We start from the raw sequence: 24859 nt of genomic DNA, 5'->3' as shown, positions 1-24859 counted from the left end.
TGTCAGATAACAACTGACAGCTGATCAGAGCGTTATTCCTGAAAAAAGCATAAATGACATGGCCATCAGGCCCGTGACAATCATGGTGATACCGAAGCCTTCAAGACCTTCCGGGACATCAGCATATCTGAGTTTTTTTCTTATGGCTGCCATTGACACAATGGCAAGCATCCAGCCAGTTCCCGAACTGATGCCGAAAACAAGTGACTCTGTAAATGTATAATTTCGTTCCACCATGAATAATGATGTTCCAAGTATGGCGCAGTTGACCGCTATTAGCGGAAGAAAGACTCCCAATGCAGTGTATAATGCAGGGGAAAACCGGTCAATCACCATTTCCACGATCTGCACCATGGCGGCAATGACGGCAATAAAGATGATAAATTTCAGAAAACTGATATCCGCAGCAGGCAGACCTGCCCATGACAGGGCACCCGGGGCCAGCAGATAATGATAGATAATCCAGTTTGTCGGCGTGGTAATGGCAAGCACAAAAATTACGGCAAATCCGAGACCGGTGGCTGTTTCCATTTTTTTTGAAACCGCAAGAAATGAACACATCCCCAGGAAATAGGCCAGCAGGATATTTCCGACAAAGACAGAATTCAGGGCAATACTCAGCAAATTTTCCATATTTGATTTATCCTTTCAGAATCATAATCACCGTTCGAAAATCCCCCTGACCCGTTCCTGCGGGATTGGCAAATCTGAGGGAAATGCTTCAAAATAGCCAATTCAAAGCGGCCGGGACCGGGATTTCCAACGAATTTTCGATTGGGTAATAATTTGAGAATTGGGCGGCTGTCTTTTTCTAATTTTTTTATATTATATCAGAAAAAATGAATTTTATCAAGATGCAAAATGTAATTGAACTGATTAAAACTTTTTCTCCGATTAAATTCCGAAGGCTGATCATATAATTACACCCTGAAAAGTCCCGTAGGGACGGCATATTTATAGTATTTAAAAGTCGTTAGCAAACAAGGATTATTATCTGCCGGACGGGGTTTGCAACCCCGTCCGAAATATTTTCCGACCCCCGAAAACAAACGTTTCGGACGGGGTTGCAAACCCCGTCCGGCAGTCAAGTCCCGTAGGGACGGCATATTTATAGTATTTAAAAATCGTTAGCAAACAGGAATTATTGAAGATGCTGACCTTGAGGCAGGGAAAGATCAAATCATTATTCGCCCTGCTTCAAATCCGAGGGCTGGGTGGGATATTGCTTTCAAAGAAATGGCTGAAAAAATATTAGGCTATGGGGTATGGGGCTATGGGATCGGGCCATGCTAATTAATTGAAAAATTATTAAATTCAATTCAATTGCAAACATTTTCAGGGGCTATCTTTAGGCTGTCTAAATCAGTTAATTTTCCTTATCCGCTTTCTGACCTGCCCCGATCTGCCCTTTGACAAGCTCAGGGCACTGCGGCTCAGGGGCACTGCGGCCCGGGATACTGCGGCCCGGGATACTGCGGCCCGGGACACTGCACAATACTGTTGACTTAATAGCAGGCGAATTTCTCCGGAGTGCGAAAAATGCTTTTTCGCAATTGCAAAAATAAAATTTTTGCACTCCGGATCCGCCCGGAATTTCTTAAGTCAACAGCATTGGGGACACTGCGGCTCAGGGCACGGCTGACATGCGTTCCCTGAGCTTGTCGAAGGGAACAGATACGAACAGAAAATAATGGCAAAAAGTGGCATTTTTAGACGGCTTAGGCTATATCGCACTTTTCACCATAAAAACGGGCGTTATGGGATTCTGTTGCTTTAGGAAGCTGAAAAGCCCTGGCATACGCTTTGCCTCCCCCTATCGCTCTTTCTGACCCCGGAAAGATGCTTATTAGAAAAACCCTGGCATACGCTTTTCCTCCCATATCGCTCTTTCTGACCTCGAAAAGATGATTATTGGCACAATTTGCAGCCAAAACAAGCAAGTAATTTATTTAATATTATTCGGTTAGCACGGCCCGACCCAACACCCGCTCTGCCTCATTTTCCGATCACCCACTGGGTAACATCATCGAATTTCAAGAGCTTACGCCCGATCTCAACAATCTGGATTTAGCTTGGCACGAGCATCGCCAGGTTATATTTTTATGTCTCATTATTTTTCGACGAGTATTAATTCTATACGCTCCTTGTTTCCTCTCATCCTAATCGTGTGTATAGCCACCCGAATACGCTCTCCCTGCATAAAACGTGTGGGAAAATCGCTGACAAGCGTGGATTTGTCAAGAATTCCTGTTCCTAATTGTAATGATACGGTAACTCCTTCCTGCGGACGAATCTCTTTCACAACTCCTTTGACAATACGGAGTTGTCTGTCGGGGATTATTATTGACCGGCGGCCCGTTTTAATCACTTGTTTGTCGGAGGTTATTGACCGATGGCCTGTTTTAACCTGTTCAGTCGCTTCTGCATGATCCTCACTTGTCAGCGCATCTTCTGAATTTATCATCTCTGAAAGGCGCAGTATTTCTTCTTTGGCCTGACTGACAAATGAGCGGGCTTTTTCTGTGACAGCCTGCTGGTAAGGTCGGTACATGCTCTGATGAGTCAGGATATGATACCACAGAACCCCATGGCTGGCAACAATCATCCAAAAGACTATCTGATACTTTGTCTTCCGCGATTTATGACGATAACATAGCTGAGCAAGTAACGCGCCCGGCCATCCGCCCAACATCTCGAAGATATGCAGTCTGCGTTCAGGAGTGCGCCATGTCCCTAATCGTGCGGCACGCTTGTCCCGGCTATATGCCCGTATCGTGAGGAGGCTCATTGCCGCGTAGATCGCAAGCGGGTGAAAAGGAAGTTTTTGCTGAAGGACAAAATACACATAGATTCCGAAGAGAAGGGTGATACCGGGCCAGATGATGGTAAAATAAGACCAGGCAATCCCTTCAATTTTTGCAGAACGTGCGTAATGCTGCCGCTTTTCATCAACGCCAACCTCATACGTCAGCACATCATTGACTTTGGGGCGACGCTGATGATGGGGTAACGATTTCACATGGAGAAAAATATCTTCTTTATTGTTACAGGGACGAATAAACCCGTAACCTTTGTCATTATTCCAACTTATAAGCGTTCCTTTATCTCTCTCCATTCCCTTTCCCCGCTTTCGTGTCCTGTCATAGCCATGCTGCCCTCCGGTATCCCAATTTTTCGGGGAATCAGAGAAAATTCAGGGGACACAATACTTATTTATTCGATTTCAACTTTCTGCCCGGCTTTTCGGGTGACAACTTCCGATTTAATATCGTTTCCGGGCAGGCGTACACAGCAATTATTTCTTTGTCAAAAAAATAAGTATTGTGTCCCCCGAATTCACGGCTCAGGCATTTGGTCGGCTATGCGGAGAGTTCCGGGGGGTTCCGAGGACACCTTACTTTTTTTGCATTGGCCATTGTCAATAATTAAGTAAGGTGTGGAACTCTCCGCGACATGATTTAGTCCCTCTCAATACAATTATCAGTTCTTGATATATCAGGTTGTGAAATTGTTTTTTTTAATATTTTTCCACAAAAATTATTTAAACTTTCATTGGCTTGCATTGCCCGGATAGCAAGTGCCTTATGCAAATCACTGTCAATTCGCAGTTGGAATTTGCCGGAAAATTTTTTTGCAATAATGCTCGGAGGTAAAGGAATATTGTCTTCCTCATAAATTTCGATCCATTCTTCAACTATCTGACATAATTCGTGATAAACTTCCTCTTCGTTGTCACCATGACAACATTTGCCAATCCAGCCAGGAATTGAACCGACATAGCATTGATCTTCATCCGACCATTCAACAATTTTCAGATAATGGTCTTTCTTTTTCATTTTTCAGACCTCTTTATTTTTATCTCAACTTCTTTTTCCTGATAATGTTTTGCGTCATCTCCAAGTTTGCCGGAAACCGTGATGGCGATTCCTTTGGGATGAATAAAATTACGATGGCTGCCCTTCCCGCGTCGAATAACAAATCCTGCTTTTTCAAGGTCCTTGATAAGTTGTCTGATTTTTCGTGGCATACTAAATATAATATCATTGTAATACAAAAAAATCAAAAAGAAATTCGGGAGACACAAGAAATGGGGGCTATAGGCAGGTATGGGGTCTGGCCATGCTAATCATTTGAAAAATCAGTAAAATCAATCCGATTACAGGCGTTTTCAGGGGCTATGTCTCACTTTTCATCATAAAAACAGGCGTTATGGGATTCTGTTTCCTCACGAAGCTGAAAAGTTCTGCCATACGCTTTTTCTCCCATATCGCTCTTTCTGACCCCCAAAAAGCGATCATAGGGCTGTTTTCAGATCAGAATTCAGACATAATTCTTTTTATCACAGGCGGTTAGCGTGGCCCAACCCGCCTGGGCGACGCCTGAGTTTTCAGGTTAAACAACAACCGGCAACTGAAAGATAGCAACTTGAATATCGGCTGGCTGAATTACTACTGAAAAAAAAAGCATTTTAGAGGCGGTGGTTTTAACCACTGCCTTGCTTCAAAGCTGGACTAAGACGAACGGGCGCATTCCCAAAAAGTAGGAAATATTTCAATTTCAGATTTTATAAAATTTAACCTATTGAATTTATTAGATGGCTAATTTTAACTCAAAAAATTTGATACTAATAAAATCAAACAGTTATGTTTCGACCTACTTTTTCGGAATACACCAAACGAACTGTCGGAGTAATGAAAAAAGTTCTTAAAATCACGTTAGTAGTTATCTCATCAAATTTAATAGAAAAAATAGCTTTTTGGGTTAGGGCGATTATACATTTCCATTAAGTAATTTTGCCTTTTGGCTATTAAATTCTTCTTCATTAATAATTCCTTTTTCTTTTAATTCTGCCAATTTTTCAAGTTGCTGTGCAATATTTTCATATTCTGAGGATTTTACTCTCTGCCTTGATTCTAATTTACCAAGATCATTGATACAGTAATTTATATAAAATATGCTGAATATAAATGTATAAAAACCATTCATTGGAAATTCCATTTTGAACTTATTCAACACATAATTCTGAAGGCAGGTCTTCATTTTAAAGGCGCAGACTATATACAAAACGGTGCTAGCAATAGAAAGTATTCCCCCTATTATCATAAGTGCTTGGTCATAACTACTCCCGAATAGAGAACCTAAGCCGACACATACAGCAATCCAAATTACAAATGTATCATTGATAGTTTTTGTTTCAGTAATTTCATCTATTATCGAATAATTTCGATATAACCAAAGAATTGTGTATATCCCTCCTGTTGCAAATGTAAGAAGAACCATATTAAGTGTTTTTGTATCAATTCTGTCTTTGAGGTCAGTTAATGAAGACATTATATCTCCTTTCCAATTTAATAGAATTATTTAAAAAATATTTTTAAAACAATACGTTGGGCCGTTTTTATAACATACTGTTTTTATTAGATTCGATGGTTTTAACTTCAAAAACTAAAATATTTTAATTTCAGTAAGTTAGTTTTTGGCAAACCTTGATTTTCAAAAAGTGTCCGAACCTCCGAACCATTACTAAGATATACTAATGATTCTTATAAAACAGAGTAGTTATCTATCAGCCCCCTATTTTACCAACTTGTTTCCATCAATTTTTGGTATATTGTTTTCTCAAAACGCATTTTATATATTTTGTTTTATGGGTGACCTCCTTTTCATTTTTTGTTGTGCTAACGCAGAGTTCATCGGCGGGCGGGGTTCTCCGATGCGTTTCATTGCCGATGCGCCCCGCCCGTCCGCAGCAACACCGGGTTAGCGTTTATATTCCATGAGATATTGGAACATTTTTTCTATCACCTCTGCCTTTCTGGTTGTTCGATAAAACTCAATCGGATTTACAAGGAGAGCTGTTACTGCTTCTCTATGCAATCTGTCAAAATCTTCCCTCTTTGCTTGTGTTCGTGACATTCTGAATTTCACAGTGCTTCCGGTGCCTGATTCGGATGTTGCTTTCCTGTTCCTTTATTTCGCTTTCCGGGTGTCTTCAGTTCCCTGATAATGTCTTACCTGACCAATTAGATTTATGGATAAAAGCCCGCAAACCGACGAATGGAGCGATTCCGTGATCCGTGTCAATGGCGGACAAATGCTTCATTTTTGGCTGAGAGTTTTGACCTGCGGAGCAAAGCTTGTCATTCTTTTCATCCGCAATTTCATGTGACAGATTATTGAAGAATACAGAAGGGGTCTGATAAAGAAGGGCGGCAAAACCGGCTTCGGATAAGGACAGAACATGCCTGACGGCTCTGATTATCCCTGCGCCGGCATTGCCAACTGATCTGGCAACAGTTCGCCATTCATTTTTTGGCACGCTGACAGTATCAGAAGTGTTTCCGACAAGGTTCATAATGATGATCCTTCAGGGAATATCCCTCGGACGGGAAAAATATTAATGCTGAAATTGTTCAGAATTTAAGGTATCTCCTTAGTTCATTTCACTGCTGATGTCAAGTTTAAAGTAGTGCTTAAAAATTTTATTCAAAAAAATATTATTTTTATTTCAAATGGTTGTGTTTATAAAAAAACTATTGGAGAATCAGGGAAGAATTGATAAATTTGACGGGAGCAAGTAATTTGATTTACTTATGCTGATAGCAATTCCTGTTACTGTTAATGATCTGTGTACAGGACAAAAAAAGATAAGCGCCAAAGAAACCCGGCTTTTTCCGTCAGTGGAAAGCGCCTCATCCGGGGAAAAAAGCCGGGTTTCTTCCCCGCGTCGCAACTTTTTGTCCTGTACACAGGTCAATGATATATAAAAGGGATGATAAATTGCAACCAGACGCTCATCAGAAACGCTCCGATGATATTGAGGAGAAATCCTGAAACCAGCATCATGCGAAAGGAAGTTCCCTTCATCTCTCCGAAAGCCAGGGCATTGCAGGGCGTTGCCACGGGGGTCATAAAAGCGCATGTGGAGGCGATGGAAACAGCAATCATGAGAATAAGCGGAGGGATATTGTGAGCTGTGGAAATAAAATAGGTGATGGAAAAGAACGCCGTTGAAACAAGCGTGTTGCTAAGAAATTCAGTAAGGAGAATCACAGTCATAATGGTAAAAAGGATAATGAGAAAACCGGGTGTGTCCGGCCGAATGACGCTCGAAAACAGATCTGAAATCTGCTTGTCTATTTGAAAAAAACGAACAACAGAAATGACCACGGCCAGCAGGCATAAAAAGAGAATTCCCCGTCTGGGAAAGCCTGTGAAAATATCTTTTGGCCGCAAAAGCGGTTTGCCAGACACGCCAAAATGTCTGACAAACACAAGATAAAGAAAAAGAGTAAAAAAACAGATGCACGCAGGCAGATCAACAGCGTCAAACCCGGGAATAAATTCTTTTAAAACAGATTCCATAATCCAGAAACCAAGAAACAGGACGAATATCAGCAGCCCTGATCTCTGTTCCAATGAGAGATTCTTATGATCTTCCATGCCATTCAATGTCACGGACATCTTTTGTGCTTTCCGAGGCACGGCCAGCATTGCCACCATGGCCCATGCTGCCGCGACAAAGAGTGCGACCAGAGGCACAGACCATACAAACCAGTTAAAAAAACCGATTTGCTCCCGTCCGGGCACTTCGTATAAATCCAAAGCTCCGATCAGCAATAAATTCGCCGGGCTTCCGATAAGCGAACCCATGCCACCGATATTTGCGCCGTAAATAGTTGACAGGGTCAGGGCGGTGGTGATGCGGTGTTCACCTGCCTGCAAAGCAATATCCTGATCAATGGTTTTCAGAATGGGCAGTAAAATAAGCACAGTGACGGCATTGGGAATAAAAAAAGAAAGAAGGGCCGCCGCCCCTATGATATAAAGGCATAAGCGGTTAATGCTGCCCTGACTTCGCTGCAGGCTTCGGAACACAAACACATCTGTCAGCTTTGTGATCACAAAGAGCCGATAAATAAAATAACCGTTTGCAAATAACAGAATGAGGGGAAGTCGTAAACACAGCCAGTCATAAAAATTGATATTATTTTCCATTTTCAGATCACAGGTCACACAACAAATTTTGCAATTTTTTCTTTGTTTGGCAAGCCTTCGGACACATCTATGGCAATTTCCAGACAGACTCCGGGAAGAGGAATTTCTTTTCCCTGTCTGATCATCATTTCAAATGCCGTCTGTCTGACATTTTCCAATTCTTCAAGCGTTTCTGTCGCAGATTCCCGGACTGATTTCTAATCGCCGACGCTCAGAACCTCCTCCGGCGTGTCGGCGGTGAGCAGGCGGATGCTCCATGTCTCAACGGATTCCGGATCGGCCTGCTCAATTTTTTCCCTTGCCCACCGGGGGAAGTTTCCCGAAGCGGGCTTCCATCAGCCGGAGAAGGAGTCTGATCTCTTCCTGGCTGATGTATTTGTCAATAAAAGTCTGCATAATGTCCTCTCCTATCGAAGATTGTTCCACAATTTCCCTGATATCGTTCTCATCGAATTTTTCCGTTGCCCGGACCACATAGCGGAGCAGCACTTCGAGTATTTCGAAAGCCGTTCTCCGGTCGGCGACGGCATGAAACAGCGAAAGTATTTGGGGCAGCTTTTCCCGCAGGTCGGGCCGGAAAACGTATTTGGCGACGAGAAGCACGATTCTGCCCAGCACATCCCCTCTGATTTTATCATCCGGAAGATGCGAGATGTCGCAGAGCTTGTAGCGGAATTCCGGAACGTATTTTTTCAGAAGCCTATCGTTGCTTTGCTCCACTATGGTCTGAAATTTCCGGGAGACCGTCCATCTGCTTTTTCCGTGATACAGGAGCATCGAAAAGGTCGGCGGGACTTTTCGGGCCTTGGGATGCTTTTTGACGTATTGCTCCCATATCCTCACCTTGTAACGCAGTATCTGCAACGCCTCCGGATTCTCCCTGTAGCTCTTGTGCTCAAAGAGAAGGTAAATGTAAAGATCGGTGTTCCGGAAACGGGCCGTGTAAAGAATGTCCGAAAAATGCTCCCTCAGTTCCCTGTCAATGAAGCTGTCCTTGATGATGTTCAGCGTTCTCATATCAAGATTGCTCAACAATGATTTCGGGAGATAATGCCTCAGAAAGCTTTTCGCAATCTCCTGCCGGGTGAAGGTCTCCTGAAAAAATTTGTCGTGAATGTTGGTTATCTGTCTCATGCTATTTCCTGATGCGGCCTTTTGTTATCAGCCTCATGGCTTCCGCACTGATCTGCCCCGCATCAACCTGCCCGGCAAGCTCGGTCTCATCAAAGCATCCCTCGAAAGCTTCAAAAGACGCTCTCAGCAGGGCCATTTCCCAGGCATCTTCGATGACTTCTTCCAATTCATTCTCCTTCAGATAATATCCCCCCGCCTTTCTGCGTTTGTTGACATAATTAATCCGATAGACCGAGTTTTTGATCGAGGCATCCCATGACCGGGTCGTGCGTTTTTCAGCATGTTTTTTTATCAGATGAATCAGAAGTATCTCGGCATAGCTGAAAATTTTGCTGATTTTGTCGTCCCTGCTCATCTCCTCCATCTCCCCGATCAGGTTCAGTGCCTCGGCATAATTCCCCTGCGTTATATATGTTTTCAATTCGAGCAGCTCTTCCATACAATATCTCTCCTTACTTTTTGGTGAATATGACATTCATTTTTAGTGTTTACCATTGTGCCAAAAATAAATCAATCCCCAAAATACAAGTGCCTGAGTTACCTTGAAAATACGGTTTTTGACTCTGCATGACAGGGCAATTAGCCCCCCCCTGAAATACTCCATTCACCTGGGGTGATGAAAATGTCACAAACCGGGCTGACAATTGCGATCCCATTTTTATTCCGCAAATTTTTTATGACTTAAAAATCAGGCGGTTAAAAAATGCGGGGAACAAAAACGGGATCAGCTTTTTCAGAGCCTTGGAAACATTTTCATCACCCCACCATTCACCCCATTGACCGGTTCTTTTGTTTTGTGAAATAAGCGGGGAAAATTTGGTTCTGCAAAACCGAATTTTTGGAATAAACTGAAATTCGGACATAAAAGGAAGAAACGGAGATGAGGAAAAAGATGTTTCTGTCAGTTGCTTTTTGGGGCGATTTTAAAGAGTGTCCCGTGTCCGAGTCAGACCAGGATATCTGACATCGGAAGCCATGTCGAGGATAAATATCCGTCGGCTGAAAGCGAAAGTGCCCTGAAGCGTGCTGAGTCGTCAGGCGGCCCGCCCCCTCTGACTCTCAAAACTGATTCCAAATCCGGAGAATCTCCACACGCGAAAATTCCTATGTGCATACAATATGAAATCCTTTTTCTCTGATGTCTCTGACTGCCTCATCCGTGTTCAGGGCAATTTTTTTCTCTCCGGGTCTGATGCTGATTTTTTTTTCAAAGTCCAAAGCACCGGCGGCCCGCATCACTTCGTCAGGCAGAAAGTCAGGTGACTTGTCTGACGGAATAAAAACATACATCCTTTCTGTGGGGCTGGGAATTTTTCTGGCCTTGTATATGTCCACCTTCATTGTCATATCCTCATTCTTTGGTTCAGACGGTTTCAAAATCCTGAAAATAAAGACGCTTAACATATCCATAAGTGTTTGGCGCCGGTGATGTGACAGGAATCCATGTTAATATATGAGTAAACATTGTGCAAAGATTATGATCGTGCTGTTCGGAGAATGCCCAGTTATGTTCCGGCGGAATATCCGGGATACGGAAATCCGGAAACGCATTTATCCGCCAGACAACCCCTTTGCCCAGAACAATGATCATTTCAACCAGCTCGTCAGGGGCCGCACCGAGTTTCTGAGTGATTTCAGGCAGCCATCCCGCTATTGTCGGCATTTTTGCAGAACTGTCATAAGCCACGACATATGATATAACAGATTCCGACCGGCCCGGTGAGCGTTCGGAATACGAGCGTGTCAAAGACTTGTGGACTCTGCTTGCGCTACATGCCTGTTCAAGGTCTTTAAACTTCAATACGGATTTGGTTTCAATGGTTGCCATGACACCCTCCGCAAGAAATGCGGCGTTATTCGCCGAATACATAATCTTCGGCATATCCCGTCTGTAAATCACCAGGTCAACCTGGGGCCGGTAACTTCCCCTGGGAGGTTTCGGTCTGGAATTTTCATCAATTATCTCTCCCTGACCGATTTCCAAAATTGTAGGAAGGTGGCTTTCAAGGAATTCCTGAATGAACCATTCCCGAGGCCCGCCACGAAGGTTGGGATGACCGGCATTCTGGGCAGCGGCGCTCTGAGCCGCCAACACCTGTTCAATTGCATTAATATGGGACACAAACATTACGGATTATCTCCTGATCTGACGTGCTTTTTTCCTAATTTTTACTGTGAACACAATTCATTTTTAGTGTTTACCATTGCGGCAAAAATAAATCAATCCCCAAATTATAACTTACCGACTTACCTTCAAAATACGATTTTTCCCCAGCATGGCAGGGCAATCTGCCCCCCCTGAAATACTCCCTCCGCCCCATTGACCGGTTCTTTTGTTTTGTGGAATAAGCAGGGAAAATTTGGCTCGGCAAAACCGAGCTTTTGGAAAAAACTAAAATCAGACACAAAAGGAGAAACGGACATGAGGAAAATGATGTTTTTGTCGGTTGTTTTTGTATTGGCGGCTTTGACGGATAGCGAATTTGCGGATCAGTCCGACGGGGGAAGATTACACGAGTGCTGAGGAAACGGCAGATAAGGCATTGTTTGTTTTTTTGACAACAGTATCTCCCCCGGTACGGACATTTTTGCCGGGCTTGGAGAAAAAATTTTTTTTATGCCCACACTCAGTGATCAGGCAACTTTTTTATTTTCACAGATTTCTCTCTCAAAGAATCTGCGGGCTGTCTTTTTCTCCATCTCCTGGTAGTGTCTTATCAGCCTCATAGTGTCATGATCGTGCTTTTCTGATATTTTGTGTCTGACTTCTCTGATACGTTCGACAATCGGATCATTTCGCATTTGTTCATCCTCCCCATAAGAGTTCCGCCGGTGTTGTCAGTGTCGGAACAAACAGCCCCAGCAGAGTGTTTATTCTTCTTATCTGGTCAAATTTGTTGGCATTGGCCAGATGTTTGCAGTTCCATGTCAGCAAAAAATGGCAGCAATGAAAAGATGCCGCCGCCAGATGGAGAGCGTCGCCTTTGGGATCGGCGGGCATGAGTTTCCGGTCAATATATGTATCCACGATATCTGCAAGTTCTGTGGGAATCCTCAAATTAGGGACATCCGAAAGCAGCCCGACCACCCTGTCCTTGTTCGGATAATCTCCGTTCTCCAATTCCTCAATCACAGCCAGACTTGTTACAAGCTGATAGGCATGACGCTCTCTGTCCCACCATTCTCTGGTCCAGTTCCTTCTGGCAATCATTTCCGGTTCGGTTCTGATTTCATAGTAAAAACTGGGAATAGTTGTTTCAACTATAAACAATTTTTTTCATAAAATCAACCATACTTTTTTAATTGCAAATTATTTTTTTAATTATAAATGGTTTTGGGTTAATATAAGGGGGATGATCAATAAAAAAATAAAGAATAAATGGAATTCTTCATTTGTCAGACTGTTCGCTCAGATTGCAAATGCGCCAATATTCATCTGCATTGTTTGCCATTACGCTGAAAATAAATCAACCTCAAAATCTAAACCTCTGACCGGTTCTTTTGTTTTGTGAAATAAGCAGGGAAAATTTGGTTTGGCAAAACCGAGCTTTTGGAACAAACTGAAATCACGCATAAAAAGGGAGACAGAAATGAGGAAAATCAGTCCGGTTCAGCAGGTTTGCTCCGCTTTCAGGCTGCCCGGTTCGCCGAATCAGAGAATCGCTTCCAGACTGCTTAGGAGGAATTCCTCACAAACGGAGTTTCGTCATAAAATGATATCCGATTCCCACGGATTAAGCACAGGCACTCCGCTGTTTTCAATATCCGAGGTGTTTCTTGTCACGAGTGTCATCCCGTGAAAGATGGCTGTTGCCGCAATCAGACTGTCAATCGCAGGCATTTTTCTTCCCTCTTTTTCAGTTTTGCCCTGAATCTCTCCCCATATTCCTGCTATTTCCTCAGTAATGTTCAGAATTCTTTTTTCAAATCTCCGGCGCAGATCGTTTTCCATCCATAAGCGAATATCGTTTTTCTTTTTTGATTCGGGAAGCTTGCTGATTCCTTTGTAAATTTCACCGATGGTCAGAACGCTCAGATACAATGTTCTTTCATCTCTGCCTTCCACCCAGTCCGTGACCTGCTGTTTCGGAAAGGGCCTTATCATTTCCGAAATGACGCAGGTGTCCAGCAAATATTTCAAAATTCCACCTCCCTCGAAGGTTCCCTGTCTCTTTCCAAATCCAGTTCAGTCCCGAAGAGCGGCGAATTTCTGAAGAACTCTGTCAGGTTTGTCCGGGGATGATCTCCTGAAAAAGTTTCAAAAGAGTCTGAATGCTCATCCTCCCTCAGAACAACGAATCTCTTCTCATGCACCCTAATGATCAGGGGTTCATAATTTACCTCATTCAACAGCCTGACAAGTTCGGAAGTCAGTTGTCTTTCAACAATGGTTTTCATTTTTCTCTCCTCTCACAGAATCTTTCTGTCTTTTCTCTTATTGCCACGGATATTTTTCCCTGATGAGATATCTGACAGGCAGGGTGACAAAAACATATTTCCATATTCATAGCCAGTTTTATTAATGACTCTGGTGAACACTTCGGCTGTCTGTCAGAAATATTCACTATTTTCATTTTTACTGTTTACCATTGTGCCAAAAATAAATCAATCCCAAAATCCTAACTGACTGACTTACCTGTCAAATACGGTTTTTTCCCCGCATGACAGGGCAATCCGCCCCCCTGAAATACACTCTTCACCCCATTGACCGGCTCTTTTGTTTTGTGGAATAAGCAGGGAAAATTTAGTTTGGCAAAACCTAACTTTCAGAAGAACTCAAATCAGATATAAAAGGGGAAACGGACATGAAAAGAGTAATATTTTTCTCGGTTGTTTTTATATTTGCGGTTTTAACAAGTATATGCATGGCTGAAACAATTCATGTGGATCATTCCGGCGGGGGGGATTACACAAGTATTCAGGAAGCGATAGATGCGGCAATTTCGGATAGCGATGTCATTTTAGTTGCCCAGGGCATATACGATGAAAATATTGTGATAAATGGAAAAACAGTTAATTTGTCAGGCGGATATGAAAGTGCCGGATGGACTCGCGACATAAAAGCCCATAAGACAGTTATTGATGGCGGCGGCAGATCAACAGTGGTTCGTATTCAAAATTCCTCAACTATGATTGAGGGATTTACCATCCAAAATGGTCAGGCAGAAAATGAGGGGGGCGGCGGTCTTGACTCTTCCGAAGGAAGTTTTCTGGAAATAAAAGACTGCATAATAGAGAATAACAATGCCATAGGAGAAAATGAGTGGGGTGGCGGAGGTATTCTTATGGGAGATGGCAAAATTCTGAATTGTATTGTGAGGAACAACCATTCTCCCGGAGGGGCAAGCGGTATCAGAGCAGGAGATGGTGATATACTGATACAGAACACGCTCATCGCCGACAATACCGGACAAGCTGCTTTTCATTGTAACGATTCAACCGGAAAAATCATAAACTGCACTATTACTGGGAATACCGGAGGCGGATTTGGACTTTTTCAATCACAAGTTTCTGTGTTAAATTGTATTGAATGGAACAATAGCAGGAATAACTGGGGAAACCTTGAGAGCATCACTTATTCTCTTATTGAAGGAGGGAACGCCGCTACAGGAAACATCAGCCAAAATCCGTTATTTGCTGACCCGGAAACGGGTAATTATTATCTTCAGACAGGCTCGCCCTGTATTGATGCCGGTAATCCGTCTGCTGAGTACAATGACACGGACGGAACAAGAAACGACATGGGTGCATATGGCGGTTCCGGAGGGGAAAGCTATGCCTATGAGGATGGGCCGCCATCTGTTGAAAATGTTCTGATAACTCCCGCCTTTGCTTTTCCGGGTAGTACCGTTGTCATTACCGCTGATGTTCAGGATGCGGTCTCAAATGTCAGTTCTGTAAAAGCAGACATTGAAAGACCGGATGAGGCGGTGATTGCCAGTATCAATCTTTATGATGACGGATCACACAATGACGGCACTGCGGGAGATGGTATTTACGGCAACTCCTGGACAACGCCTTCGGGAGAATATGACTATTATATTGACATCACTGCTTCGGATAACCGGTCTCATATAGCCACCTACAACAATATTGGAAAATTTTCCACCCAGATTATTTATGATGATTTTGAGACTGCCCCGATTGATACGTCAAAATGGCATGAATCTGAACAGGTCAGGGAAATTGCAAATGGGAAACTTCGTTTAAACATTCAGGGGGACGGTCAGAAATCTTCCATGAATGTATATCTGGTAAATGATGATACGCGTTATTATGAGGCAAAAGTTCTTGTTGAAAACGGCAGTTATGTGTCTGCCGGAGCTATGGGCGTGGTGGGTTTGTCAGGCTATTTTTATAATGACACCAGGGGGCCGGGCAGTGGTCAGGATTATAATGAGCAAGAAGGAGATGTCTGGCTTGATATTCGTATTGTAGTGGATGAAAATGGTATTTTGAAAGCAAAGGCTTCTGCCAGCCGGTCAGATAATGCGGACAACTCTTTGGAAACAGAATTTTTTGAGGAATATTTCTCTTCCCCTGTGAGTGTTGATACGGAATATGTTCTCTCTGTCGAGGTGACGAGTTCGGAGATTATTTTCAAATGCAATGATGAGAGTTTGAAACATACTCTGACCACACCGGTTTATGATGCTTACACGAAAGATAAAAGAATTCTGTCCAGAGTATATGCGGATTCTGGCGAATTGGGCTATGTGAAAGCGACAATTGACGATGTGCGTATCAGCAAAGGGGGAGAGCCTTATGATGATTTTGAGACAGCCATGATTGATCCTGCAAAATGGCAGGCACTTGAAAAGGTCACGGAGGTTTCAGACGGCAAACTTTGTCTGAGCATACGGGGTTCTGATGAGGAAGCCAGCACGACCGTACATCAGGCGGGTGATTATACATCTTATCTTGAGGCAAAGGTTCTCATTGAAAGCGGAAGTCAGGTGTCTGCCGGGGCCACGGCCATTAGCAGGATCGGAGGCTATTTTTATAATGACACCCGGGGCCCCGGAAGCGGTCTGGATTACAACAGATATGAGGGGGATGTATGGGTGAACAACTATATCATGCTTGATGAAAATAATAATTTGAAAGCAACGGCTGCTGCTTTCAGATTTGATACGGCTGACGGGTCTGGCACAACAGACTTGTTTGAGCAGGATTTTTCAACGCCCATCCTTTTTGATAAGGAAGATATTCTTTCCATCGAACTTTCTGATACAGAGCTTATCTTTAAGTGCAATGATGAAACAATAATTTATTCCCTGACCACTCCGATTTATGAGGCTTATGGCAGAGATAGCAGAGTCCTCACTTCCAGATTGTATGCAGATCAGGGCGAATCCGGGTATATAAAAGCGTGGTTTGATGATGTGCGTGTTACCAAAGAGCCAATCATATATATGTTTACAAAATCCATTTTACCAGAATTCGGCGGAATAATTTTGGCTTCACCTGACAAGGCTTCCTATGATGCAGGAGAATCTGTAATGCTTACAGCCACTTCTGCCGAGTGCTACGAATTTACCGGATGGTCAGGCGATTGTTTGGGTAGCAATCCTGTCTGCACCCTCACAATGAATTCGGACAAGTCAGTTGCTGCGAACTTTGCCATCGTAGCATATACCCTTGACATCACAGCCCTCAACGGGACTGTTACCAGAACCCCTGAGAAAACCTCTTATGAATGCGGAGAGAGCGTAACACTGACAGCCGCTCCGAATTCAGGTTATCGTTTCATACGCTGGGAAGGAAATGCGTCAGGAACAGAAACCTCCGTCACCATTGCCATAAATGGCAACAGTAGCATAACGGCAATATTTGAGCAGATTTCCACATACACGCTTGATAAATCCGTTTTACCAGTATCCGGAGGAACGATTTCAGCATCGCCTGATAAGGCTTCTTATGAGCCAGGAGAATCTGTGACACTTACTGTCGTTCCTGATGAATGCTACGAATTTGGCGGATGGTCAGGTGATTGTTCAGGTGGCGGTCTTGTCTGCACACTCACAATGGATGCTGACAAATCGGTGACTGCGAAATTTGACATTAAAACGTATTCACTTAACATCACCGCCGTTAATGGAACTGTTACCAGAACCCCCGATAAGACATCCTATGAATGCGGCAGCACCGTAACATTGAGCGCCATTCCCAATTCAAATTATAAATTTGATCATTGGGAAGGTTATCTCACCGGAAATCAGAAATCCACCATAATCACCATAAGTCAGGATATAAGAATTACAGCAGTGTTTGTGCCAATTTATATCATTTCAGGACATATTCGTTATCCCAACAATCTTGGCGAAATCGGTGGAGTCAGCTTAATTTTTAGTAATGGTGGCGGTTCTGCCACTACGAACGATTCAGGATTTTACAGACATTCTGTTAAACATGGATGGGCAGGCATAGTTACGCCAAATAAGGGAGGCTATTCATTCAGTCCCTCTTATCAAATTGACCTTTCCAGTATTGAAATTAACATGCTGTTTATATTGAGTTTACATAAATTAATCTCATGAAAATGCGTTTGAAACCAGCTTATATTTTAAGAATGCGAATCTGTAGTCAGACACTCGGATTTAAAATTTTTCTTGGCATACGACGGACTTCGTGATATACTGTACAAATATACGGTTCGGAAATATATGTCCGAGCCTCTGACCGCCCTGATTCCGGGTGCCGATATTATAAGGAGGTTCTTATTATGACAACGAAAACCGCTGAGGAACATTTTACCGAAGAAATGCTTCGTGCCGCCGAGGAGTTCGGAAAAATACTCCGCCCGTATTTCCGCCGGATGCCTGATGAGGATATGGAAACCCTTCTTCTCATCAGCATGGCGGTATTTCTCGGAGCGGACAATGTTTACCAGGTTATGCAGGTGCTCGGACTCCCGAAAACCGCCACCTATGACCGTGTTAAAAACGTCAGTGTTTACTGCTGGCGTAAGTTCCTGCAGAATCACCTTTACAGCATCGCTGTTCCTCTCCTGCGGGAGAGGCTCACCATGAGCGATGCCACAAAAAGCCGGGACGGACTGATTATGGCAGTCGATGACTCCGTGATTGCCCGTATTGCCACGGAACTCGGCTATGTATGGAAATGGTGGAGCGGCCAGCTTAAACGCGTGGCGAACGGGCAGAACGTGATCGCTCTGATTCTGGTAATCGGCGACATTATTCTCCCTCTCGACGTGCGGATAGTCTCCAAACAGGGCAGGGGGCTTAAAACCAAGCCTGAGATATATGAGGAGATGCTGAAAGCCGCCGAAGCAAAATTCGAAGCCGCGGGCATTGACATCAGCCGCCTCGGAACTACAGGTGATGCGGCATATTTTTCTCAGGATATCGCGGCATTCTGCCGCGGTGAATGTTCGGAAGAAGCCTCGTCCGAATCGGATGCGTCAGCTACAGACACCGGCCTTGCGAACGAAGATGCCGAATCGTCCGATCCCGCACTCTTACTGACTCTTACCGGAATTTTCCGCGGCAAGGACAACTACGTCTTTGAAATTGACGGAGAAATCCGGAAGGCCGGCCAGTGGCGGAAAAATTTCAAAGATCGTCTTACTCCCGGATGGGGAACAGACGGACAGCCGGTGTATCGAACCGAAGCAGTAAGCGAAACCTTCGGCGAGGTTATTCTCGTCTTCTATATTCCGAAGGGGAAACGGGCGGTCAGCTACCTTATTATAGCAGGACGACCTCTGCGTAGCAGCGAGGCACTGCATGCCTTCGCCTTCCATCATCGCATCGAAGAATTCCGGAAGCTCCTCAAAGACACTCTCGAACTGGGAGCAATGCATCTCCGAGATCGGAAGGGGGCTCATGCCTGCGTCGGCGTCAAAGTCATCGCATACCTCGTCGTCAATATGATGAAGCAGAATCTGAGGAAGCTCCGACGCTTCCGAAATGTGACCATTAACAAGTTAGTCAGACTCTGCCCGAAGTTCGTTGACGTCCGAAAAATTTTCAAAGAGCATTTTCAGAGTATTATTCCCAATAATCACACGTTGGATAAGGCTTTAGCGTGATTTCAGAAAGGTCAATCAAACTTATCCACAGGTGGTTTCAAATTATCCTGACCAAGACTATACGGGGACAAAAATAGCTCTTAACTATGTTATTTCAGGCTACATAAAAGACTCAAATAACAATGGCATAGATCAAGTTACAGTAAATTTTGATAATTATGGAGGGAGAGCTGTTACAGATCATTCGGGTTTTTATAGCAAGTCAGTTAATGCCGGATGGACGGGAATGGCCACTCCCGATAAAGGCGAATATGTTTTTGATCCTCCTAGCCGTTCTTACAATAACATAGTTTCGGATTACACCAGCCAAAATTATACAGGGACAACAATATTAACTCCAGATATTGACATCAGTCCGAAATCGTTGATATTCAGCAGACCTAAATCTGAAACAAATGTTCAGGATACTGAGGGAGAAAGTGTCTCGTCCGCTGATACTTCAGCAAGTCGAAAGAGAGAAGTCAGAGCTTCATCCCAACCAGCGCATTATGAAACAGGTTTGATTATACCAGATGAGGTCAAGGCACATTGGAAGACACATATGCCCTCACGAAAATACCGCTCAAGAAAAAATTTACCAGCTTCCAAAGACTGGAGCATCTATGACAGCCCTGTGAAAAATCAGAAAAATTGCGGTTCCTGCTGGGCTTTTGCAGCGGTTGCTCTGGTTGAAAATCTTGGAAATCAGGCAAATCTTTTTGTGGAGCAAAATCTTTCAGAACAGGTCATTGTTTCCTGTCTGTATCAAGACCAGAGCTTCGGACGGGGGTGTGAAGGTGGATGGTATTGGGACGCATTTAATTATATTCGGATAGAGGGAATTCCGCCGGAAACCTGCTATCCTTATAATGCGTCGGATGAAGATTGCGAGGGTAAATGTTCTGAACCGGATTTTGTGGAAAAAATAACTCAATTCTCTCCGCCGTGCAGTCTGTGGGGAGAAAGACATAGTGTGGACGATCTGAGGGGAGCGTTGCAAGACGGGCCGCTTTGTGTCTCCATGTATGTTCCTGATGATTTTTTTAGTTATACCAGTGGAATATATGATTATACCGGAGGAGATTATGGATTCGGACATGCGGTTCTCCTCGTGGGATATGATGATGAACAACAGTGTTTCAGGGCAAAAAACAGTTGGGGAGAAGGCTGGGGAGAACGCGGTTATTTTCGTATTGCTTATAATGATGTTACCGATAACGTAAAATTCGGTTGTTATGCCGGAACAGCTTCAGGAATCTATCTGGAAGGTAAATCAGAGGAGATCATAATCAAAAATACGGGTACCGACGACTTGGTTATAAATAATATTTCATGTGATAAAACCTGGCTGGAAATTTCACCTCAGACACTTCCGACGATTTTGCCTGACGGACAGGAAACAATAAGCGTATCCGTAGCAGATTGGAATGATGTTCCTTTCCCGGATGATATGGCGACAATAACCATATCTTCAAATGATTCTGACGAACCATCTGTTTTTGTGGAAGTGAAGGCAATCATTCCTCCGACAATAGCAAGACCCATGTTAATGATCTCACCGCCATTTCAAGAGGGGATTTCCGTAACAGAGGATAAGATAAATATTAACATTTCCGGAACAAGCGGTAATATAGAACTTGATGTTTCTAACGGAAATGATGGTTCGATGAGTTGGACCGCGACCACGGATGACCCCTGGTTAAACATTGTAAGCGGAAATTCAGGAGATGACAATGGCACAATAACAATTTATTATGAATCAAATCTTGGTGATGCAAGAACAGGAACAATTAGCATTTCATCTCCTGAAGCGGAGAACGGCCTCCAAGCTGTTGAACTGACTCAGGCTGCTGTCGTCGGGGCAGATATTGATGATAGCGGAAGTATTGATCTGCGCGATGCCATATTGGTCTTGAAAACCTTAGCTGGAATGAATGAAGATGATATCTATGTTGATGCGGATGTGAACGGTGATAGAAGAATTGGTATAGAAGAGGCTGTTTATGTCTTGCAGAGTGTGAGTGAGTTGACTGAGGAGGATGATCCGGCCATGTAAATGTGGCGGGCATTGCCACTTTTTATCCATCCTGCATGGCTATTATTCTCACATCGACTTATGAAAGAAAGCCCTGCAATTCATTGCCGGGCTTTTTTTGTCTTTTTCCTCCGAACGGATTGTACTCCTTCATACGGGGCAGCATCTACATGGATTAGTGATAAGCAAGGATTTATAAAATTCTGTCGCCAGCAGTCCTCGCTTATCACTAATCCGTGAAGATGGTGGGGAAATCCAGAGCCCTTCTGGCTGGTCATCCGCTGGCTGATTTTTGCAGGCGGACTCGCCCTGCATGAACGCAGGCGATCCGGCCACGACTACGGATGATATCGGCGCAACCGATCTGGCGGGGAAACCGAGAATCCGGGAAGATGTCATTGATATCGGAGCTTATGAATATCAGGAATAAGGCACGTTCAACATAACTTTAGTCCTTCAGGGACTTGTAAAAAAAAGCCCCGCAATTTGTCGCCGGGCTTTTTTTGTTGCCACACGAATTGTGTCCCGCTACACGGATTAGCGATAAGCAAGGATTATTGCACCCCTGCCGCATATAATCCTTGCTTATCACTAATCCATGTAGATGGGGATCGGCATTTGTTTCGCTACAAGGATTTTGTATAAAAAGAGGATGATAAGAATGCGGATTTCAATCCTTTTCTTATATGAAATCCTTGTAGCGGAATTGGAGAGCCGATAATTCCCGCTTATAACCAATTCGTGGGGAAAAGAAGATTAAGACATGAAGGAGGTGATAACAGCATTCAGTCAGAGCATGTCTGAAAAGTCCCGTAGGGGCGGCATATCCGGCTTGGAAACACGGAGGGATGTCATTGCTACAAACATGCCGTCCCCACGAGACTTGGGAACATGGGACATCTCGTCCCTACTCTCAGGTTTGCGTTTTTCTTGTAATTTTTAGTCAAATGAACAAAGGAGATTTTTTAACATGAAGAACTATCTGGTGTCCTTATTTTCAGCATTATTCGTTGTGAGTGTTGCAGGTGTCGCAAATGCCTCGTCGGTTTTTGTGGATTTTGAAACTGGAAAAGCACCGATTTATGACATGAGCGATTCCCGCTACGGCGCATCTCAGATAACAGCCGATCCCCTGAATCCGGGCAACAATGTCCTCTCGGTCTATGGGACTGAGACCGCACATTATATGCTTGCTGCGGATTTTGATTCTCCCATGTCATGGGTGGGATTTGATCTGTCAATGGACTTTCTTGCCACAAGTGACAGTTACCATCCTTTCTTTGGTCTGGTCGGTGAAGGCGGGGAATATTCGATGGGAACTTATGTTCATGGCAACCCTTCCGCATCTTCGGATCCGGTAATGGCGTTCAAGCAAAAGTTACAGGGCAACAAGACCGCAGTCACAGTTCCTCTCACAACTGACGATCCCACAGATGAATGGTGGCGGCTTCATATGTGGCATGACACGGATGATGATCAGATAAAATTTGAGATTCGGCTTTCTGATGACACCGTTCTCAGCACATCGTCCTTTACGCCGGACACAGACCTTTACGCATTGACCGGCATTGACCAGCTTCTCCTCGGAATTGAGGAAACTGAGATGCAATATATTGACAATGTGAGACTCACCTCATCCTCGACTCCTGTTCCCGTACCTGCCAGCATATTTTTTCTCGGATCCGGTCTTATTGGCATAATGGGAATCAGACGAAAATTAAAGAAAAGTAATGTCATTGCAGGCCGTGCGGGGCGGGCGTGAAAAATGCCTGCATTGTCTGAACTCTGATTAAAGGATGAAAGGATTTGTATGATTGATTCCCAAATCCTGGCAATTTTTTGGTATCTATATGGATTAACGATAAACAAGGATTATTGCACTCTGTTGCCTGTAATCCTTGCTTATCACCAATCCGTGTAGATGAAGGAGGAAACAATTAATTTTAAAAGGAGGAATTTATGAAACTGTATTGGGTGTGGCTACTTTGGGACGACGAAGTATATGAATAATACTAATATATTGTCTTGACTTGCAGGCATATCATTGCTATGTTCCGTTGAGATAACTTTTTATGTATCTCATGGAATCGCTATGTTCAGGTCATATGTCAGAGAAGCATTTGTAAGTGCGGAAGAAAAATTTCTTCAGTTGACTGAACTGCTTGGCAGCAGTGAGGCAGGTAAAATGATGCTGAGTGAGGTTGAATCGACAATAAACGGTGAAGGTCGGGAACTGTTGCGACTTTTGCTGCAAGGTCATGTGGATGACCGGGGAATCTGTGACATCGGAAAATCCGTCGTCGGTTCGGACGGAGTTGTGAGAAGCCACAAAAGAATCAGAGAACGTGAGATAAAAACATTGTTCGGGGCAGTCAGAATAAGACGGATGGGATATTCTGTCCGTGGTGCGGACAGTCTGTTTCCGAAGGACGGTTTTCTGAACCTGCCGAAAATCTCCTATTCTTTCTGCTTGCAGAAGCTTATTACGGAAGAGGCGGTCAGAGGCTCTTTTGAGGAGGGCATGAAAAGTATCAGAAGGATGACAGGTATCACGATACCGAAACGTCAGGCTGAGAAAATTGTGTTGTCCGTGTCAGGTGATTTTCACAACTTTTATGAACAGAAAGAATATGATATGCGAAATATGCATGACTGTCCTTTGCTGATTCTGACCATGGACGGCAAAGGCATAGCTATGAGAAAGGAGTCGCTGAGGAAGGAGACAGAGAAAAGGGCGAAAGCGAATCGGCATGATATGAAACGAAGATTGTCTCCGGGAGAGAAAAAGAATTCCAAAAGAATGGCCGCTGTGGCCTCGGTTTACCTGACAGATCGGTTCGTGAGGTCCCCGGGAGATATTATCGGAGAATTGTCCGGGAAAACAGCCGGGACAGGGAAAAAACGTCCGAAGCCTTTTGAAAAAAGGGTATGGGCAAGTGCGGAACATTCCTTCGGAACAGTGGTCAGCGAGATGTTTGACGAGGCGGTGAGCAAAGACCCTTACAGAGAGAAGGAATGGGTCGCATTGGTTGACGGGGACAGGAAACAGATCATATATCTGTCCCGTGAGGCGGAAAAGCATGGGGTCGGAATAACGATAATCTGTGATTTTATCCATATGTTGGAATACTTGTGGGAGGCAGGCGGCACGTTTTTCACTGAGTATGAAAAACGTGAGGAATGGGTCAGAGAACGACTGGCAGGAGTGCTTCGGGGAAAGCCGGGTCTGACCGCTGGCGGAATGAGACGGTCGGCAACAAACAGAGGTCTGAATCAGAGTGAGAGGAAGGCTGTTGACAAATGCGCCCGTTATATTACAACTCTGGCATCCCATATGAGATATGACGAATACCTGAGGAAAGGCTATCCCATAGCCACGGGAGTCATAGAAGGCGCATGCCGATATCTTGTGAAGGACAGAATGGGCATCACAGGTGCCAGATGGGGTCTGAAAGGTGCCGAGGCCGTTTTGAAACTGCGTTCTCTGAAAGTCAGCGGAGAATTTGAGGATTATTGGAAATTTTATGAGAGACAGGAATTTAGCAGAAATCATTATGAAAAATATGCAGAACCTGAATTTTTAATGCATATTGTCACCTGATATTCCGTCGTCCTAAAGTAGCCACACCCAACTGTATTCTGTATTTTTGGTATTTCTT

General features: G+C 43.9%; 23 protein-coding genes. 6 read left to right on the top strand and 17 right to left on the bottom strand.

Annotation, left to right across the window (positions count from 1 at the left end; genetic code table 11):
* Positions 1-24: 24 nt before the first annotated feature.
* From nqrE to dnm_RS06770, 17 genes are all read right to left on the bottom strand, one after another.
* Positions 25-633 carry an NADH:ubiquinone reductase (Na(+)-transporting) subunit E gene (gene nqrE / locus dnm_RS06845; RefSeq protein WP_207681936.1) on the bottom strand — a complete coding sequence of 203 codons (609 nt, stop codon included), beginning with the start codon at positions 631-633 and terminating at the stop codon, positions 25-27.
* Between the two features lie 1477 nt (positions 634-2110).
* Entirely contained in the window at positions 2111-3115 is a 1005-nt protein-coding gene (locus dnm_RS06840; RefSeq protein WP_207681935.1) for a DUF1294 domain-containing protein, read from the bottom strand.
* A 343-nt stretch (positions 3116-3458) separates the two neighbouring features.
* On the bottom strand, positions 3459-3836 hold the full coding sequence (locus dnm_RS06835; RefSeq protein ID WP_207681934.1) for a type II toxin-antitoxin system HicB family antitoxin: 378 nt from the start codon (positions 3834-3836) through the stop codon (positions 3459-3461).
* The gene (locus dnm_RS06830) at positions 3833-4027 is read right to left on the bottom strand and encodes a type II toxin-antitoxin system HicA family toxin (protein WP_207681933.1); all 195 of its coding nucleotides are present in this window, start codon (positions 4025-4027) and stop codon (positions 3833-3835) included. The genes dnm_RS06835 and dnm_RS06830 overlap by 4 nt, the downstream gene beginning before the upstream one ends.
* A 148-nt stretch (positions 4028-4175) precedes the next feature.
* Positions 4176-4298 carry a hypothetical protein gene (locus dnm_RS31160; protein WP_276571855.1) on the bottom strand — a complete coding sequence of 41 codons (123 nt, stop codon included), beginning with the start codon at positions 4296-4298 and terminating at the stop codon, positions 4176-4178.
* Between the two features lie 472 nt (positions 4299-4770).
* Positions 4771-5331, bottom strand: a complete 561-nt coding sequence (locus tag dnm_RS06825; RefSeq protein WP_207681932.1) for an SHOCT domain-containing protein — start codon at positions 5329-5331, stop codon at positions 4771-4773.
* 661 nt (positions 5332-5992) lie between these two features.
* Positions 5993-6355: a hypothetical protein gene (locus dnm_RS06820; protein ID WP_207681931.1), complete on the bottom strand. Its 363-nt coding sequence runs from the start codon at positions 6353-6355 to the stop codon at positions 5993-5995.
* Positions 6356-6753: 398 nt separating this feature from the next.
* Positions 6754-7998 (bottom strand): SLC13 family permease, encoded by a 1245-nt coding sequence (locus tag dnm_RS06815; RefSeq protein WP_207681930.1) that lies wholly within the window; start codon positions 7996-7998, stop codon positions 6754-6756.
* A 14-nt stretch (positions 7999-8012) separates the two neighbouring features.
* Positions 8013-8156, bottom strand: a complete 144-nt coding sequence (locus dnm_RS06810; RefSeq protein ID WP_207681929.1) for a hypothetical protein — start codon at positions 8154-8156, stop codon at positions 8013-8015.
* A 127-nt stretch (positions 8157-8283) separates the two neighbouring features.
* A complete protein-coding gene (locus dnm_RS06805) occupies positions 8284-9132 on the bottom strand; it encodes an Rpn family recombination-promoting nuclease/putative transposase (RefSeq protein WP_207681928.1) in 849 nt (282 codons plus the stop codon).
* 1 nt (position 9133) lies between these two features.
* Positions 9134-9571, bottom strand: coding sequence for a DUF29 family protein (locus tag dnm_RS06800; protein ID WP_207681927.1), 438 nt, complete (start codon positions 9569-9571; stop codon positions 9134-9136).
* 665 nt (positions 9572-10236) lie between these two features.
* The gene (locus dnm_RS06795) at positions 10237-10473 is read right to left on the bottom strand and encodes a YcgL domain-containing protein (protein WP_207681926.1); all 237 of its coding nucleotides are present in this window, start codon (positions 10471-10473) and stop codon (positions 10237-10239) included.
* Between the two features lie 22 nt (positions 10474-10495).
* Positions 10496-11260: a DUF6602 domain-containing protein gene (locus dnm_RS06790; protein WP_207681925.1), complete on the bottom strand. Its 765-nt coding sequence runs from the start codon at positions 11258-11260 to the stop codon at positions 10496-10498.
* A gap of 506 nt (positions 11261-11766) precedes the next feature.
* Complete coding sequence (locus dnm_RS06785; protein ID WP_207681924.1) at positions 11767-11934, bottom strand: hypothetical protein; 168 nt, start codon at positions 11932-11934, stop codon at positions 11767-11769.
* Positions 11935-11938: 4 nt separating this feature from the next.
* Positions 11939-12403, bottom strand: coding sequence for a type II toxin-antitoxin system VapC family toxin (locus tag dnm_RS06780; RefSeq protein ID WP_207681923.1), 465 nt, complete (start codon positions 12401-12403; stop codon positions 11939-11941).
* Positions 12404-12838: 435 nt separating this feature from the next.
* Positions 12839-13273 (bottom strand): type II toxin-antitoxin system VapC family toxin, encoded by a 435-nt coding sequence (locus dnm_RS06775; RefSeq protein ID WP_207681922.1) that lies wholly within the window; start codon positions 13271-13273, stop codon positions 12839-12841.
* Positions 13270-13530: a hypothetical protein gene (locus dnm_RS06770; RefSeq protein ID WP_207681921.1), complete on the bottom strand. Its 261-nt coding sequence runs from the start codon at positions 13528-13530 to the stop codon at positions 13270-13272. The genes dnm_RS06775 and dnm_RS06770 overlap by 4 nt, the downstream gene beginning before the upstream one ends.
* 467 nt (positions 13531-13997) lie before the next feature.
* Between dnm_RS06770 and dnm_RS06765 the strand changes: the two genes are divergently transcribed.
* From dnm_RS06765 to dnm_RS06745, 6 genes are all read left to right on the top strand, one after another.
* Entirely contained in the window at positions 13998-17672 is a 3675-nt protein-coding gene (locus dnm_RS06765; protein ID WP_207681920.1) for an InlB B-repeat-containing protein, read from the top strand.
* Positions 17673-17857: 185 nt separating this feature from the next.
* Positions 17858-19186, top strand: a complete 1329-nt coding sequence (locus tag dnm_RS06760) for a hypothetical protein (RefSeq protein WP_207679484.1) — start codon at positions 17858-17860, stop codon at positions 19184-19186.
* A 226-nt stretch (positions 19187-19412) separates the two neighbouring features.
* On the top strand, positions 19413-21221 hold the full coding sequence (locus tag dnm_RS06755; protein WP_207681919.1) for a C1 family peptidase: 1809 nt from the start codon (positions 19413-19415) through the stop codon (positions 21219-21221).
* 271 nt (positions 21222-21492) lie between these two features.
* A complete protein-coding gene (locus dnm_RS31155) occupies positions 21493-21630 on the top strand; it encodes a choice-of-anchor Q domain-containing protein (RefSeq protein WP_276571854.1) in 138 nt (45 codons plus the stop codon).
* Positions 21631-22170: 540 nt separating this feature from the next.
* Positions 22171-22962 carry a VPLPA-CTERM sorting domain-containing protein gene (locus dnm_RS06750; RefSeq protein ID WP_207681918.1) on the top strand — a complete coding sequence of 264 codons (792 nt, stop codon included), beginning with the start codon at positions 22171-22173 and terminating at the stop codon, positions 22960-22962.
* 330 nt (positions 22963-23292) lie between these two features.
* The gene (locus dnm_RS06745; RefSeq protein ID WP_207678190.1) at positions 23293-24801 is read left to right on the top strand and encodes an ISKra4 family transposase; all 1509 of its coding nucleotides are present in this window, start codon (positions 23293-23295) and stop codon (positions 24799-24801) included.
* Positions 24802-24859: the final 58 nt, after the last annotated feature.

The sequence above is a fragment of the Desulfonema magnum genome (assembly GCF_017377395.1).
GTDB classification, from domain to species: Bacteria; Desulfobacterota; Desulfobacteria; order Desulfobacterales; family 4be13; genus Desulfonema_C; species Desulfonema_C magnum.
The sequence above is the reverse complement of the archived record's forward strand: the minus strand, read 5'-3'. Positions and strand labels throughout refer to the sequence as shown.